The 15,478-nt window shown below is 45.3% G+C and carries 15 protein-coding genes; 10 read left to right on the forward strand and 5 right to left on the reverse strand.

Going from position 1 to position 15,478, the window contains the following annotated elements; all coding sequences use genetic code 11:
* Positions 1-68 precede the first annotated feature (68 nt).
* Positions 69-779: a GntR family transcriptional regulator gene (locus C9J01_RS09770; RefSeq protein WP_107297967.1), complete on the forward strand. Its 711-nt coding sequence runs from the start codon at positions 69-71 to the stop codon at positions 777-779.
* Positions 780-892: 113 nt separating this feature from the next.
* On the opposite strand, the gene C9J01_RS09775 is transcribed toward C9J01_RS09770, so the two are convergent.
* On the reverse strand, positions 893-2,092 hold the full coding sequence (locus C9J01_RS09775; protein WP_107297968.1) for an enolase C-terminal domain-like protein: 1,200 nt from the start codon (positions 2,090-2,092) through the stop codon (positions 893-895).
* 542 nt (positions 2,093-2,634) lie between these two features.
* Between C9J01_RS09775 and C9J01_RS09785 the strand changes: the two genes are divergently transcribed.
* The 3 genes from C9J01_RS09785 to C9J01_RS09795 all read left to right on the forward strand — a co-directional run bounded on the left by C9J01_RS09785 (position 2,635) and on the right by C9J01_RS09795 (position 5,694).
* Positions 2,635-4,020: a PTS transporter subunit EIIC gene (locus C9J01_RS09785; protein WP_419686822.1), complete on the forward strand. Its 1,386-nt coding sequence runs from the start codon at positions 2,635-2,637 to the stop codon at positions 4,018-4,020.
* 300 nt (positions 4,021-4,320) lie between these two features.
* Positions 4,321-4,905 (forward strand): putative ATP-dependent zinc protease, encoded by a 585-nt coding sequence (locus C9J01_RS09790; protein WP_107297971.1) that lies wholly within the window; start codon positions 4,321-4,323, stop codon positions 4,903-4,905.
* Positions 4,906-5,034: 129 nt separating this feature from the next.
* Complete coding sequence (locus C9J01_RS09795; RefSeq protein WP_237156931.1) at positions 5,035-5,694, forward strand: cation efflux transmembrane domain-containing protein; 660 nt, start codon at positions 5,035-5,037, stop codon at positions 5,692-5,694.
* 70 nt (positions 5,695-5,764) lie between these two features.
* Here the strand turns inward: C9J01_RS09795 and pepE are convergent, their stop codons facing one another.
* Together pepE and C9J01_RS09805 are read right to left on the reverse strand one after the other, a co-directional pair.
* On the reverse strand, positions 5,765-6,496 hold the full coding sequence (pepE, locus tag C9J01_RS09800) for a dipeptidase PepE (protein WP_107298448.1): 732 nt from the start codon (positions 6,494-6,496) through the stop codon (positions 5,765-5,767).
* A 100-nt stretch (positions 6,497-6,596) separates the two neighbouring features.
* On the reverse strand, positions 6,597-6,794 hold the full coding sequence (locus C9J01_RS09805) for a hypothetical protein (RefSeq protein WP_107297973.1): 198 nt from the start codon (positions 6,792-6,794) through the stop codon (positions 6,597-6,599).
* Between the two features lie 507 nt (positions 6,795-7,301).
* Here C9J01_RS09805 and C9J01_RS09810 point away from each other — a divergent pair.
* The 3 genes from C9J01_RS09810 to C9J01_RS09820 all read left to right on the forward strand — a co-directional run bounded on the left by C9J01_RS09810 (position 7,302) and on the right by C9J01_RS09820 (position 10,911).
* Positions 7,302-8,588, forward strand: coding sequence for an L-lactate MFS transporter (locus C9J01_RS09810; protein ID WP_107297974.1), 1,287 nt, complete (start codon positions 7,302-7,304; stop codon positions 8,586-8,588).
* A 113-nt stretch (positions 8,589-8,701) separates the two neighbouring features.
* Positions 8,702-9,511 (forward strand): bifunctional 5,10-methylenetetrahydrofolate dehydrogenase/5,10-methenyltetrahydrofolate cyclohydrolase, encoded by an 810-nt coding sequence (locus C9J01_RS09815; RefSeq protein ID WP_107297975.1) that lies wholly within the window; start codon positions 8,702-8,704, stop codon positions 9,509-9,511.
* Between the two features lie 230 nt (positions 9,512-9,741).
* Positions 9,742-10,911, forward strand: coding sequence for a DUF3179 domain-containing (seleno)protein (locus tag C9J01_RS09820; RefSeq protein ID WP_107297976.1), 1,170 nt, complete (start codon positions 9,742-9,744; stop codon positions 10,909-10,911).
* Between the two features lie 77 nt (positions 10,912-10,988).
* Here the strand turns inward: C9J01_RS09820 and C9J01_RS09825 are convergent, their stop codons facing one another.
* Positions 10,989-11,909 (reverse strand): LysR family transcriptional regulator, encoded by a 921-nt coding sequence (locus C9J01_RS09825; protein WP_107297977.1) that lies wholly within the window; start codon positions 11,907-11,909, stop codon positions 10,989-10,991.
* Positions 11,910-12,109: 200 nt separating this feature from the next.
* On the opposite strand from C9J01_RS09825, the gene C9J01_RS09830 reads away from it, so the two are divergent.
* Together C9J01_RS09830 and C9J01_RS09835 are read left to right on the forward strand one after the other, a co-directional pair.
* The gene (locus C9J01_RS09830) at positions 12,110-13,012 is read left to right on the forward strand and encodes a S1/P1 nuclease (protein ID WP_107297978.1); all 903 of its coding nucleotides are present in this window, start codon (positions 12,110-12,112) and stop codon (positions 13,010-13,012) included.
* A gap of 179 nt (positions 13,013-13,191) precedes the next feature.
* Positions 13,192-14,085: a homocysteine S-methyltransferase family protein gene (locus C9J01_RS09835; RefSeq protein ID WP_107297979.1), complete on the forward strand. Its 894-nt coding sequence runs from the start codon at positions 13,192-13,194 to the stop codon at positions 14,083-14,085.
* A 93-nt stretch (positions 14,086-14,178) separates the two neighbouring features.
* Here C9J01_RS09835 and C9J01_RS09840 read toward each other — a convergent pair whose 3' ends face one another.
* Positions 14,179-14,544, reverse strand: a complete 366-nt coding sequence (locus C9J01_RS09840) for a hypothetical protein (RefSeq protein ID WP_107297980.1) — start codon at positions 14,542-14,544, stop codon at positions 14,179-14,181.
* 189 nt (positions 14,545-14,733) lie between these two features.
* Here C9J01_RS09840 and C9J01_RS09845 point away from each other — a divergent pair, with 189 nt between their 5' ends.
* Positions 14,734-15,360 (forward strand): glutathione peroxidase, encoded by a 627-nt coding sequence (locus tag C9J01_RS09845; RefSeq protein WP_107297981.1) that lies wholly within the window; start codon positions 14,734-14,736, stop codon positions 15,358-15,360.
* The last annotated feature ends 118 nt before the right edge of the window (positions 15,361-15,478 follow it).

A 15,478-nucleotide genomic window follows, 5' to 3' on the forward strand; every position in this document is an offset into this window, starting at 1 on the left:
GTTCCCACATTGAATCCTCAAAGGGCTTTGTTAAAATAGTCACATAGCATTGCTTGAATATTTCATCTATGAAGAAGTTTGAATTCGTCGTCCAAGATATCCTCAGCAAGATTTACCAAGGGGTGATCACCGATAAACTGCCTGCAGAGCGTGAGTTGGCAGAGAGCTATGCGGTGTCCCGGTTCACTGTCCGCAAGGCGCTGAATAAGCTTGAGGCTATTGGTGCGGTATTCGTTCGTCAGGGGGCAGGGCATTTTGTCAAAGATGCCAACCGTAATAACCCGCTGGTTTATAACTCGATTACCGAAAACAGTTTCGAGGAGATGTCGTACAAAAAGGTCAGCCTTAACAAGAAGATCACCGACTCACACGATAAGAATTCATTTTTGAGTGATGAAAATGATTATATCTGGGCTATCAAACGCCTACGCTTGGTCAATGGGAAAATTGTACAGTTGGAAAGTACCAAGTTGCCGGTAAAACTCTTTCCCAAGATGAATGACGATATAATCGAGAGCTCGCTACAAAACCATACTTTGGATCTTGGCCTGCAAATCGATAGGTATTTAACCAGCTATAAAGCGATCAATGTTTCAAAAGAAGAAGCGGAACTGCTGGGCTGTAAGAAGGGCATCGCGGCAATGAAAATAACCAACCGGGGATTTCTAACCACCGGCGAAGTCTTTATTGTCAGTGAGGTGATCGATATTGATTACCAATGTACCTATGTGATCCCGTTTAATAGCGAAAATATTAAGTTCAGGGGAAAAAAAGAATAGCTGGTTATTTCACGGGAAATAACGCAGCTATTTTTGTGATAGGTCCGAGATCCTAGTTCCTAAGTTCTAAGTCCCAGGATCTAGGCTCCAGGATCTAGGTTCTGAAAACCTCTTTACGGCGTATGAATAGTGCCGTCAGGTAGGCGGCTTTGGGTCCACTCATGTGGGCGGTAAGTCACCGGGAAATCTCGCGCTGCTGCAACATCCATTTCTACACCAATACCGATTTCTTCTGAGGCGTACAGGTAACCGTTGCGTGGTTCTTGGGCATTAGGGAAAACACGCTGGGTATTTTCTTTGTATTCCACATGCTCCTGAATTGCAGCGTTATGCAGGTGAACGTTCATATGGGTATTTACCGCAGCACCGATCGGTGTCATATCTGGTGGGCAGTGCCATGCCAGACGAACGCCGAATGTCTGGCAAAGGTGCGCCAGTTTAAGGGCAGGGGTGATACCACCGATTTGTGAAACATGGCAGCGGATAAAATCAATCCGGCGGTTGATGATCAGCTGTTTCCACTCTTCAGGGTTGTTGAAAAGCTCACCTAGGCCAAGCGATACCGAAGTCTGGCTACGGATGTTATCAAGCCATTCGGTCTGGTTTGGCGGTAGGATATCTTCGATGAAGTATGGCTTGTATTGCTCAACTTCTTTAGCGAACTGGATAGCCTGGTTCGGGAACAAACGCTCGTGAACATCATGGAGAATATGGAATTGGTTACCGTATTTCTCACGGAGTTTCTTGAACATGGTCAGGGTGTTTTCGGTGTACTGGTCCTGATCATAATATGAGCCTTCGGTTGGGTTTTCCGTGGCATGAAGGTTCTCTGGCACACCGCCGTAGAAACCAAGCTGGCAACGGATGTGCTTGTATCCTTGCTCTAGGAAGCCATCAACCAGCTCATAGATCCCTTCCATTGTGTCGCTGGTGGCGTGGGTATAAACCGGGATAGCATCACGGGATTTACCACCGAACAGTTGGTGAAGAGGCATTTCGGCCAGCTTGGCTTTGATATCCCACAGTGCCATATCCACACCAGATACCGCATTGTTGATCACAGGGCCGTTACGCCAGTAGGCGTTGACCATCATCATCTGCCATAGGTCTTCAATGTTGTTCGCATCTTTACCGACTAGCAGTGGCTTGAGGTATTCATCTACCATGGTTTTGACAGCTAGCGGACGCTGTTGGAAAGTGGCACAACCATAACCTGTAACGTCTTGATCAGTATGGACGATAACAGTAATTAAATTATGACGATCAGGTTTAGTAATAATGCATTCAACATCTGTGATTAATGTTTTTTTCACAATGAAATTCTCATCTGAGCCGGAATCTATTTTTATATATACCAATTGGAAAACGGTTATTTCAACCCCTATTTTTTTAATAAATTTAATTGGTACGGTAACTTAGCTAAACCGGACCAAAAAACAGACCAATCGCAGAAAATTAATTGTTTTAGCGCTAAATGTCCTAATTTTCGTGATTTAACTCTCAGTTTCGTCCGTTGGATTTTCGATTTGGTTCTATATCATTTGTTTCATCAAATGGAACTTCCGGTGTTGAACAGGGTTAAAGATGTGCAAGTTAATGCACTGTCTCAGGGCCAGGAGGAAAAGAAAATAAATTCATACGGCGTGATTTTAAAAAGTGAGTTTTAAACTCAAATTAAATGAAATCATAAGTGATCAATTTATAAGACATATCTTAAGTGTGAATATCTTTGTTTTACAAAAGATGGCTATTCCACTAGATTTCTTTTCTTAAAGAGAGTTATTTAAATATGCAAATTAGTGAGTCGATGGGTGGTTTTGGAAAAAAGGCATCTGCATCATCTAAACAAGATGCAATGACTGAAAAACTATCGCTAATGATTGATGCGTTGGGTGGCATCAGCAACATTACCGATGCTACGCACTGTATGACACGACTAAGGCTTAAAATTGCCGACCAGTCGAAGGCTTCTGAAGAGACGTTGAAATCCATCAAAGGAGTTCAGGGTGTCGTTTTTGCAGAAGGCCAAATTCAAATCATCATTGGTGTAGAAGTCGAGAAGTGGCATAAAGCGCTGCAAGCTATTATGGCGGGTAGTGGTGCGGCTGTGAGCGATGACGACAAGCCAAAAGCAAAAGATGACGGCAAGCTATTCCAGAACGTTATGCGTGTGGTAGCGGGCATCTTTGGCCCGGTTGTTCCGGCTATTGCTGGTGCAGGTATGTTGATGGGCCTATTATCTGGCCTTATTGCGACCAATGTGATCTCTGAAACATCGGATACGGTTTACTTCTTCCGTTCAATCTCAGTTGCTGTTTTCTTCTTCTTACCTATGCTGGTGTCCTTCTCGGCAGCGAAGATGTTCCGTGTGAATGAGTATATCGCGTTGGCTGTTGCTGCTGCGATGCTCTCGCCACAGCTTGCTGACAAGGCTGCTGCACTAAAAGCTGCTAGCGATGCTGCAGAGCTGACTGTGTTGGGTGTGGTGCCTATCGAGCTGATGAACTACGGCGGTGCTATCGTTCCGGCTATCCTGGCAGTTTGGTTACTTTCAAAAGTTACGCCGTTAGTAGACAGTATTGTCCCGACTGTAGCGAAGCCAGTATTTACTCCACTGCTTGCCTTTGCCGTTACTGCGACAGCGACGCTAGCAGCTGTTGGCCCGCTAGGTATGTGGCTAAGTAATGGTGCAGGCTGGGTAGTAAGCTCACTACTTGAGATTTCACCAACGCTAACAGGCTTCATCTTCGGCCTAACACGTCCGATTACCATTGTGTTCGGTATCCACCACAGCATGACGCCTATCAGCCTGAATAACTTCGCCCTATACGGCAAGGATCTGCTGATGCCTATCATGTGCTTGGGTAACCTTGCTATTGCCGGTGCAACCCTTGCTGTCTGGTACAAGCAACGCAAGAGCGTATCGAAAGAGCAATCATCAATTACTGCAGGTTCTGGTGTAACAGCAATCCTAGGTATCACTGAGCCAGCACTATTCGGTGTTCTAACTAAGTACACTAAAGCAATGTTCACTGCGAGCTTGGCAGCAGGTGTGTTCGGTGCAATCTCTGTAACGCTTGATACGCACCTAACTAGCTACATTCTTTCATCTGTATTCAGTCTGCCAGCATACCTGTCAGCGGGTACACAGAACTTCATCCAGGCTGTAATGGGTGTGTGTGGCGTGTTTGCTCTGTCATTCGTACTGACCATGCTGTTTGTTAAGTTGGATGAAGAGTAAGGCTGGAGAAGCAATATTTAAAGCCTGAAAAGTCAGCCTGTAAAAAGATAAAGTCTCAACAAGCGTTAAAACCGCAGCCAGCAATGGCTGCGGTTTTTTGCATTTGGAAAATTGTAAATCCTTTTTTCCCTGTATTGCTCCTGTCAAACACCTTTGTAAGTATGGCTAGAGGACCAAGGACCAAGGACCAAGGACCAAGGACCAAGGACCAAGGACCAAGGACCAAGGACCAAGGACCAAGGACCAAGGACCAAGGACCAAGGACCAAGGACCACAAATTACACATGGAAGGGAGTTGTCATGTTATTAAAGAAGGGAAACAAGGCTGAAACCTTGAATAAGGGCAAGAGTATCGCTTTGGGAGCGGTATTGGCCACAACACTAATGTTATCGCCAGCGGTATTAGCAAGTGATTACGCACAATCGTGCAGTATCGATGGTTCAGGTATTGAACAATCGAGCAAACTGGTCATCGGTCAGAAGGAAACATTCTACTCTCCGGCGGCTAACCTCAATTTCCGCTCTCGGATTGATACTGGTGCAACCCGTACCTCTATTCATGCGACCAATATTGAAATAGAAGACTTCTCGCCGGATGCAGAAGAAAACATTGGCAAGATAGTGAATTTCATTACAGCGAACGAGTTGGGGGAGACGGTACACATGCGTGAGAAAATCACCCATGTCCGCCAGATACAGAACTCACTTGGTTCAGAGATGCGTTACAGCATCCAGTTGGATTTGTCCTTGGATGACCGCGCCTACAGTGTCGAAGTAAACCTCAAAGATAGGAGCTTGATGTCCGATAAGCTACTTATTGGCCGTAACCTGCTGTCATGTAACTATGTCGTGGATGTATCAAAAGCCTCTGTATATGGCGTATAGATAACCACTGGTTGATTCAACGAAATTTCTTCGTAAATTGCTGCGCTTCCATTTCCTAAATGGAAGCGTCTTTATTTCTACCCGTTTGGAATATCCGTAACCGAAGCCTTGTACTCTTTGGTAAAAGGTTTGCTGCTTCTTGGCGTGATTATCTCGGCTTTTACCTCCAATGGCGGCAAGATACTGCAGTACTTGGCCGGTGAGCCCATCGCTATGATCAAAACCGGTCCTATTCTCTATTACGTGGTTGCCATGGTGGCGATTTGTTGGGGCTTGTCGGCTTTCTATTATATCCAGAACAAAAAGTTGCAAGGCAATAGTTCGATGCTGGCCGTTGATCAGAAAGCGTCATTGATTGATGGCTTATTGTCTGCCTCAACAGGTGCGGTGCTGGTGGTGATTGGATACATCCAACAAGGCTCTTCGTGGGATTTCCTTTTGTATATCGGTGATGCCTTGCTTGTTGTTGTGTTGGCAATATCTATGCTTGGGCAGCCTGTTCGTATTATCAAAGAAGCCTTTGTCGAACTGGCGGGTGGTAAATTACAGAACGATCAACAACATCAGGCTATCGCTGAAAGGGTTAAACAGACGCTTACTGATAATGGGTTGAAGGCGGAATCATTGAACATCAGTAAAACGGGCAGTAGTTATTTGGTGATTGTCGGGTTGTCTTTAGAAGCACTCAGCATTGAACAGAGCGGCCAAGTTATGTCGGTGAAGGCCACACTTCAGGGTTTGTTGGCTGATGATCTGACTTTTGTCGATGTTGAGATGGTGTTGGTTTAATCTGGATAAAAAGCACAGGAATTAAGGATGAGGCGTCCTTTACCCTGTGCTTTCGGTTAAGCTGCAGCAATTAGCCGTCTAAGCCCATGAGCTCAGTGACATCTGAACCAGCTTGAATTAGCTTACGTTCTTGGTTCAGTTTGAACCAGTGTAGTGGTTTGCCGTTAGCGGCTTCATAAGTCATGGTATCGCCAGATACTGCAAGCCATGAACCTTCAGGAATACCAATCACAGACTGGTGAGGGTTCACCACAAGGAACTCTTCAATACGCTCGTCACGGGTTTCACCCATATGGCCTTCAATTGTCGCATCAATGTAGTGGGCATTGATCTGGAACGGGACAAAGCTAAGGGAAGGGGTGATAGCCGCAGATACGATACACATATCATTGGTCGTGCGGATTGTCGGGGCACTGATCACGGCACCAGCACTCCATCCGACATACGGCACACCACGTTGGGTCACAGCCTGTTGGATAGGGCCAATTAAGCCAAGATCATGCAATGTCTTATTCAATACCCAAGTATTACCGCCACTACAGATGATAGCGTCGGCTTGGCGTACGGCCTCTACAGGGTCTTCAGCGCGGTGAATACCTGTAACATTCACATCAAGGTGGCTAAGTGACTCTGCGACCATGGCGGTACGATCGTCGTGGCTGCTGCGAATAACCGCGTAAGGAATAACAAGTACGTTTTTAACTTGTTTGCGGGTGAAGACGTCTGTAATCGCAGGTAGGGCAAACTCCATCACCTTGGTGTTGCCAGCAATTTTGCCGTTACTTAGTAGTAAGAGATCCATCATATATTCTCTTGATTTGGGTAAAAGAGCTTAAGCATATATGAATCTCATTATCAGTAAGGTGAAGGGGAGCACAAAACTGTCCCTCCATCCTTACTTATTAGTGAACTAATCTAGGTGCTTGATCATAAGTCGCTTCGAGTTGAAGTTGAGCGGCTTCAAGCCCTACGAGCAACTCGCTGACTTGCTGGGTTTTGCCGTGGGCAACAGCCTCACGAATTTGCTTGTGATAGCCACGAACACGCTGGATACATTGCTGACGCTGAAAAATGCTGCGTAAACCTTCTGCCTGATCCATACACTCACCTCATTATTTTGCTTTGTTTGAAGCTCTTTATTAAGAGCTAGGGGGCTGTAAATATTTAACCAGCAAAATAGCGTTCGTTTTTCAGGGTATTGTCAATTCACTATCAATTTATTTTTAAATTATAATTTTTATAATCAGTAATCATGATTAATATTTAGACAAACTTCAGGTTAAATTCAGGATATCAATCATTCCAAGAATGGAAAGTTAGATTGCACTATGTAAGTGCGGGCGATCTAATACTGCGGTTTAACCGAGTTGTTCCAAGAGTGTTAAATCATAAAATTATTATCAAATATTATAATTATCAATAGCTTGTGGTTGGTGTTTTTATATGCTTGTTATTCTTAAAAAAACGCCTAATTTCATTTTGTTTTGCATTGAAAATCTTTATTTCAGCATTAACTTTTCGAAATGAGAGCGATATTTTGCCTTTGTTTTTCTCTCAAACTATTTCATATAGGGTATGCCTGTCTTCGAATATTAGGTAACTCAAAAATGAAAACAGCACAAGTGAAAAACCGCTGGCTTATTGCACTCGCTGCAGTTGGTATTCATATTTCCATCGGTTCAGTGTATGCGTGGAGTGTATTCTCAAACCCACTTCATGAAGCGTTTGGTTGGGATTTGCAGCAAATCTCATTAACCTTTGGTATCGCTATTTTCTTCTTGGGCGCATCGGCTGCTGTTATGGGGCATGTTGTTGAGAAAAAAGGCCCTCGCTTTACTGGTATGATTGCAGCGACCTTCTTTGGTGCTGGTATTGCCGGTGCAGGTATCGCGGTTGCGATGGAAAGTCTATACATGCTGTACCTTAGCTATGGTGTCCTGGCAGGTATTGGTCTGGGTATGGGCTATGTAACGCCGGTATCTACCTTGATTAAATGGTTCCCGGACCGTCGCGGTTTAGCAACTGGCCTTGCTATCATGGGCTTTGGTTTTGCTTCTATGATTGCAAGCCCGGTTATCCAGTCGCTAATTAGCGCGGTGGGTCTATCTTCTACTTTCTTCATCATGGGTGCGACCTACTTTGTTGTCATGCTTTCTGCATCCCTGTATCTAGAACGTCCGCCGGAAGGCTGGAAACCAGCTTCTATGGTTGAAAGCAAAGAAAATGGTACACCGGCTAAAAAGCCTGCTGCTGACCTTAACCAATCAAGTGCCAACGACGCCGTACGTACACCAACGTTCTGGGGTCTGTGGGTGATGATCTTCATCAACATCACTTGTGGTATCGCAATCATCTCTGCTGCGTCACCAATGGCTCAGGAAATTGCTGGTCTAACAGCAATGGAAGCGGCCACTATGGTGGGTGTGATGGGTCTGCTAAATGGTCTTGGCCGTCTACTATGGTCTGCTGCTTCTGACTACCTAACGCGTCCGTATACATTTATGCTGTTCTTCGTTATCCAGATCGCTGCATTCTTCATGCTGCCTTCGCTATCGAACGCAATTGCATTCCAGATTGTGGTGTTCATCATCATGACATGTTACGGCGGTGGTTTCTCGACACTACCTGCATACATCGGTGACCTGTTCGGTACTAAGCAGCTAGGCGCTATCCACGGTTACGTTCTAACTGCATGGGCACTTGCTGGTCTGTCTGGTTCTTCACTAGCGGCATTCGTTCGTAATCTAACGGGTAGCTACACCATGACTATGTACATCTTCGTGGGTATCTTGTCTGTTGCATTGGTGATTTCGGTTGTGATGAAAGCACACGTCACTAAAGTGCTACGTGCTAAAGAGCAAGAAGCGATGGAAGCAAAGCCAGCGACTGCATAATCTACAGGGTAGGGCAATTATGTGATACCAAACACGTTTTAATTGTCCTACCTCAATGTTGATGTAGAATCAGTTGGTTATAAACAAGAGATTCGTCACAAACAGTAAGTAGTATGAAAGCAGTAATCAATACACTTTACGAAGCCAAACTGGCTGAGCTTAAAGAGAAAATCGACGCAGAGAGCATTCCCGTTCAACTGACTATCGTTACTGTCGGTGATGATCCTGCCAGTAAGGTCTATGTGAGAAACAAGGTACGCCTTTTTGAAGCGCTAGAATTGCCTTGCCATCACATTGTCCTTCCTGAAGAAGGGACAACACAGGCAGATCTCGATGGCTTGGCCGCAAAGGCGGATCATCCGATTTTATTCCAACTGCCTCTACCAAATGGCTTAGAAGCACCCGATCTACCGGCAGCAGTCGATGTTGATGGGTTTGGTTCTGAAGCGTTGGGTCAGTTGGTATTAGGCCAGAATCCAGTGCTACCTTGTACGGTTCAAGCTGCTATCGATATCATCGAACTTCATTGCGGGGAGTTTAGTTTCCCTGGCTTGAAAGTTGCCATTCTTGGTCGTAGCAATATCGTGGGCAAACCGCTCGCAATTGAATTGATCAACCGCCAAAGCACGGTTTCAAGCTTCAATAGCCGCTCAGATCTGGCAGCGGTAGACTGGAATAAGTTTGATGTCATTGTGGTCGCAACGGGTCACCACGGTACGTTGGATAATTCCCAGTTTATCGAAGGCCAACTGATTATTGATGTAGGTATTAACCGCATTGATGGCAAGCTGGTGGGTGATATTAAGCATCAAGACGGTGTCTTATCTGCGGCAGCAATTACGCCGGTACCTGGTGGGGTAGGTCGCCTGACTTGTCTGAACGTTCTAGGTAATGCGGTTAAGCTTTGCCAAGCCAACTCATAGAGTGAGTTCTGCCTCAACACGAAAAGCGCTACCTTGGTGGCGCTTTTTTTATTCCTCTTATTCATACCTTTGGCATTACACCTACCGGTAGAAGCTATCAATAATGGCTACAGCCCAATTGCTGATATACCAAACATGATATAGCAGTGATACAGGTAGCGTGATTGCTGCTTTTTTCACCGCCTTTAGAATGCACTCATTACTTCACTTCAAGCTGTTGGAGACGATTTATGAGTCAATCTCGAAAGATAAGTAAATTCCATTTTTACGTTGTTGCAGTCGTGACAGCATTCTTCTCTATCTTTTCTGCTGTCGTTATGACCGAGCCAGGGCAGAGTTTGGACCTGCCTCGCAGTTGGACGGTAGCGTATTATGAGTACAGCGAGTACTTTGTTGCAGCCAACTTGTTGCTGTTGGGCTACCTATGGTATCTGCATTCAAAAGCTAGGTTGTGGACGAACCGGAAGATGCGCTGGGCAACCAAAGGGGTATTGGTCAGTATTATCACGGCCAACTTCCTGCTGAGTTTGCTGTTCCCACCTAAGCAAACCGATGCGGTTTATGTGACGGTTGCTGAGGCCAATAACCAACTGCGCAAAGAAGATATTATCTATGCAGTAGAGATCAATGGTGACGTTCGTGGTTATCCGCGTCAGTACATGGAAATACCTCATATCGCTGGAGACAATATTGGCGGCAAAGATGTAGCATTGACCTTTTGTGCCTTGAGTAATCTGCCTGTGGTTATCGACCAAGATATCGGTCATGGTGAAAAGTCAGATCTGGGTATCCTTATCCAAACGCACAATAACCTTGTTATGGTCGACCGTAACTCTGGGGATCTTATCCAGCAAATCACTATGGAGACCGAATTTGGTGAGTCAAACATCCAACAATATCCGAATACCATGATGACATGGGAGGCATTCCAGGAGGTTTACCCAGATGCCGAGGTTTTTGTTTACCCTTATGAGCGTTGGATGGATAAGTTACTGGTCAAAGCGTTTGATAAGCCGATGCAAATGCAGTTTGATCCCGAGCGTGGTCCTATCTTCCCGACGTTGGATTTAGCAGATGATAGGTTGAATGCCAAAGAGCAGGTGTGGGGATTTGATTACGCCGGCGAGCAAATTGCTTTTACTCATGACTTTGCCGTCCACAACCCAGTGTATGAGTTTGAAATGGCCGGTAAGCCCTATGTCATGGTGTACAGCAGTAAGTATGACATCGTGAATATATTTAGTTTGGAGAAAGACGGTCAACGAGTTGAGTTTAGCGAGATTAACTTTCAAGGTGAAACCGACTCTGAGTGGGGACGGTTAGATCAAGTACCGACAAAAAACGGCGTATTTTGGATGGTATGGTCTCATTGGTTCCCGGAATCTAAATTGATGAGTTGAAGAGAAAGGTAAAGATGAGAAGGGAGATAAAAAGGAAGTACAGTGTACTTCCTTTTTTATTGGGAGGGACCAATGGGCTACTGGGTGTTAGTTGATTCTTCAAATACCGACCTTACCAATTTTTCAAGCCATAGATATTTGGCACTTCGGAATTGATTGTTGTTGAAAGTCAGGGAGATTTTCATCGTCAACGTTTCTTCCAATCCCGCAAACTCGATAAAAGAGAAATCGTCTGCTGAAAGGCTAGCTAGTGATGTTTTCGGGCAGATACAAACCGCATTATTTTCGTTGATGTATCTCAACACGTTATTGAGATATTGGCTTCTTAGTTTGGGCTTAAGAACTGTTCCTTCAGGAAACAATTGCTGGATCAGCATGTACTGGTTATTCAAATCAGGCAAAATCAAGCCGGTTATCGGGTAGTCCAGCATAGAGGCAATAGGGACAGTTTTTCCTGCCAGTTCGTGGCTGTGTTTACATATCGCACCAATTAACGTTTCAGCGATTGGGACTTGCCTGAGAGCCTTTGGGACACCGGTTGGGTAGAAGCTTAGCCCGGCATCCAGCTCTTGGGTGATCAGTTGGTTTACCGTGGCGGCACTGTAATTATGGATTTCGATATCAAGCTCAGGCGCATCTTTGGTCAGGGCTTGAAAGATGGCATAGCCGTGACTTTCAGACAGGTAACTATGGAGCGCAATTCTAAATGTGCCGGTTAGGTCACTGGGTTTGAAATCGTCACCTTGTAGCGTACTGGCGAGCTGTGACAAAACCTTGGGTAACTCTTGCTCTAACCCTTGGGCTTTGGGCGTTAGCTTTAGTCCCCTTGGCTGCCGGATAAAAAGGGGATCATCAAAATGGCTACGAATTTTAACCAGTGCACGGCTGACAGCTGGCTGGCTGATCCCCAGCCGTTCGGCGGCCTTGCTGGTGTTTTTCTCCTGTAGAAGTACAACCAACACTTTCAAAAGGTTTAAATCGAAATTATCTAACTGCATTCATTATCCGTTGGCTCATAACTTTCTCCATCAATCCTAGCTGATGTTGGTTAGAACGGTTTGTGTGATAAGTAAGCGTTTTAACCCGGGTTAATCGATTACGTGCTCAATTAGATGCTTACTAGGGATATTTCCTTGACCATCACTTTTCAGAAGAGCAAAGTAGCGCCGAATGTAACAAAATGTAAATGTGGTCAGCTATGAAAAATATCACTCTTGTTGCCTCTGCAATGGCAGCGTTGGCGCTAGCACCGACTTCAGCCATGGCTTGGAACTATCAAGGTCATGTTACTGTGGCGGAAATTGCCTACCAGAATTTGGATGAAGCGGTGAAAGTGCAAGTGGATGAGCTTGCCGTTAAGGCTTACCAGTCGATGCCAAAAGATGTTCAGCATAAAATGGACAGCTTTGAAGGCGCGAGCCAGTTTGCCAAACTGGCGATGGTACCGGATCTGATCCGCAAAGTGCCGGCTGAGCAGATTTGGGAGCAAATGGGCGAGACGATTCCTGCATCACTGAATCAGTGGGAAGAGAAAGAAACCGGTGCATGGCACTACATAAACCAAACTTATCCAGCCAGCAGCCAGTGCGATTTTGTCCATACTCCGAATATCAAGTTAGTGGCAAGTTACCTGTTCGAAGACTTCAAGCATAATCCGCAAGCAGCGAGCTTAATGTTCATGAGCCATGTAACTGGCGACTCACACCAGCCAATGCACTCCATCTCCCAGAGCTTGAGCCAAAATGAGTGTGTGACGGATTTGGGTGCCAATAAGCATACTTTGGATGTACCGCAGAAAGACCTTCACCACCTATGGGACAGCGGTATGGGGATGCTGGATACGGAACACAATATTCACGACTTTGCCGCCTCGCTACAGCAAGACTTCCCGAAAGGTAATATGGCGCTGGGTGAAGTGGCTGACGTTGATTTGTGGGTCAAGGAAAGCTATGGGTTAGCCGACTTTGGTTATAGTGTCGGCAAAGACACCAAGCCGTCCGGGGAGTATTACCAGAAAGGAACTGAACTGGTAAAACAGCGACTAACCCAAGCGGGCTATCGATTGGCGGATGAGCTCAATAGCGCTTACACAGAACAGTAAATAGCATTAGTGTTTCTGTTGGTAGATTGATGTTATGAATCCGAGTGCGCTTAACAGGCGCACTCGGATTTTTTATGTTCGTTGTGGCTTTCTCATAGGCGTTGTGAAGAAGTTTCAAAACACATTTGGTGGATATTGTGGTTCAATACAACAAATAGCTAAGTTGTATAGGGCTGACAATGAAGAAACTAACCATACTAGATGGCGGAATGGGCAGGGAGCTCAAACGTATTGGCGCGCCATTTTCTCAGCCTTTATGGAGTGCTCAGGCACTTATTGAATCACCAGAGCATGTCTTTCAGGCCCACCAACGTTTTATCGAGAGTGGCGCTGAAATTATTATTGCCAACAGTTATGCGTGCGTTCCTTTTCACTTAGGCGAGGAGTTGTATGTGTCTGATGGCCCTCGATTAGCCGGCGAGGCTGCAGCGATTGCCAAATCTGCAGTACAAGAAAGCGGGAAGGATGTGCTGGTTGCAGGGTGTATCCCGCCAGCATTTGGCAGTTACCGGCCAGATTTATTCAAGCCTGATGAGGCTTTTGATATCTTTACTTCCCTTTTCAAAGCGCAAGATCCGTTTGCTGATCTTTGGATAGCTGAGACTATATCTAGCCTTGAAGAGTTAGCGGCGATCCAAAAGGTATTGGCTCAAACCGACAAGCCTTGTTACTACGCCTTCACCCTTGATGATGGTGAAGGGGAGGCGAGGTTACGTTCTGGCGAACCGGTAAAACTCGCGTCTGAACGAGTATGCAAAGCTGGTGGCGCGGGCATTTTGTTCAATTGTTCAGTGCCAGAAGCGATGGAGAAGGCGATTAAAGAGGCTAGGTCTGTCATGGTTGAACACGGGAAAAATATTGATCTTGGCGCTTATGCAAATAACTTTACCCCGATAAAGTCAGATCATCAGGCTAACGACACCTTGCAAGCGATGCGAGAACTATCCCCTGAAGATTATCTTGAATTCGCTAAGCGTTGGCGAGAAGCAGGAGCCACAGTCATAGGCGGCTGTTGTGGTATTGGCCCAGAGCACATCTATGCACTGGTTAAGTGGAGAGATTCACTTAACTGATCTGATGATGGAGTCATCATCATCCTTGTTTGATTCATTGAAAAGCGATACCCGCAACTTTGCAGGTATCGCTTTTTGCATTCAACCAACAGGCTAGTTTGATGGTTTCAATAGTTGGCCAAGGTAGCGAACCACATGGGCTGCGTCTTGTGCGGTGTGGGTGATCTTTTGGATGATCGCCTGTGCTCGCTCGTCATCTTCGTTTAGGGCAGCCTTAACCTTGGCGTTCATTGCCTGGGCATTTTCAAGCTTCTGCTTGCAGTCTTCAAACAGTGCCGACAAAAACTCCATATCGACTTCACCGCCCTTGATAAACATGTCTGCCGCAATTCGGTAAACGGTGTGGAACTTGTTGGCCATGTCTTTTTGGTTAGTCTGACCTTCTTTGGCCCAGTCTTCTGCCCAACCTTTAAAGATGATGGCAATTTGAGGGTTTGGAACAATGTTTACTTGTGGCATTCGAACTGTCCTTCGGCGTGTTACTGCATTTTTAACAAGGCAAGTGTAATGGAGGTCGCGGTATGGTTAAAGGGATTGTAGGGTATATGATTAATTAACGAGCAGGTGGTGATCATGCGTTAGCAAAGTGTCGTACTCAAATATATGTTTTATTGCCACATTTCCATCAGCGAGATTTTGGAGCGAGTTATGAGTCGAAGCCATTGCATAGAGCAGAAACAACTTGTTGATCAAACTTACCGCCAATCGGCTGTAGCTTGTTTATTGGGCATATGTGTAGCGACTATTGCGTTGTATACACCATCGATAAAAGCAGAAAACCAGTTAAGCGCACAGACGGAATGCGGTGCTTGGTTTGATCAGCAGTTTAATAAGCTGAACTCTACCGAATCAGTCAAACTGTGCGAGCAATTTGCAGGGCAGGTACTTGTTGTGGTCAATACGGCCAGTCAGTGTGGTTTTACGCCGCAGTTCGAACAACTTGAGGCCGTTTACCAAAAATACAAGGATAAAGGCTTCTCAGTGATTGGCTTCCCTTCCAATGACTTTAACCAAGACCGTGGTAGTGAAGAGAATACGGCCAAGGTCTGCTATCTCTATTACGGGGTGACTTTCCCTATGGTTGAAAGGACAAATATTAAAGGAAACAATGCCAACCCTGTATTTAAACATTTAGCTAATGAAACGGGAATTACGCCAAAATGGAACTTTTATAAATATATTATCGACAGGCAAGGTGAGGTGGTCGCTGTTTTTTCAAGCAAAACGAATCCAACCGATACTGTAATGATAGATGCAATAGAAAAAGCATTATAGTTGTTGTGATGCATATATTGGTGAAATAACCGTCGTTGGATAATCGTCATCGGCGGTTTTTAAAAACTTCATGTCTTTTGCCAAATGTAACTTATTTCAAATCTGTCACTTATTGTTG

Source organism: Photobacterium rosenbergii, from assembly GCF_003026455.1.
Classification (GTDB): Bacteria; Pseudomonadota; Gammaproteobacteria; order Enterobacterales; family Vibrionaceae; genus Photobacterium; species Photobacterium rosenbergii.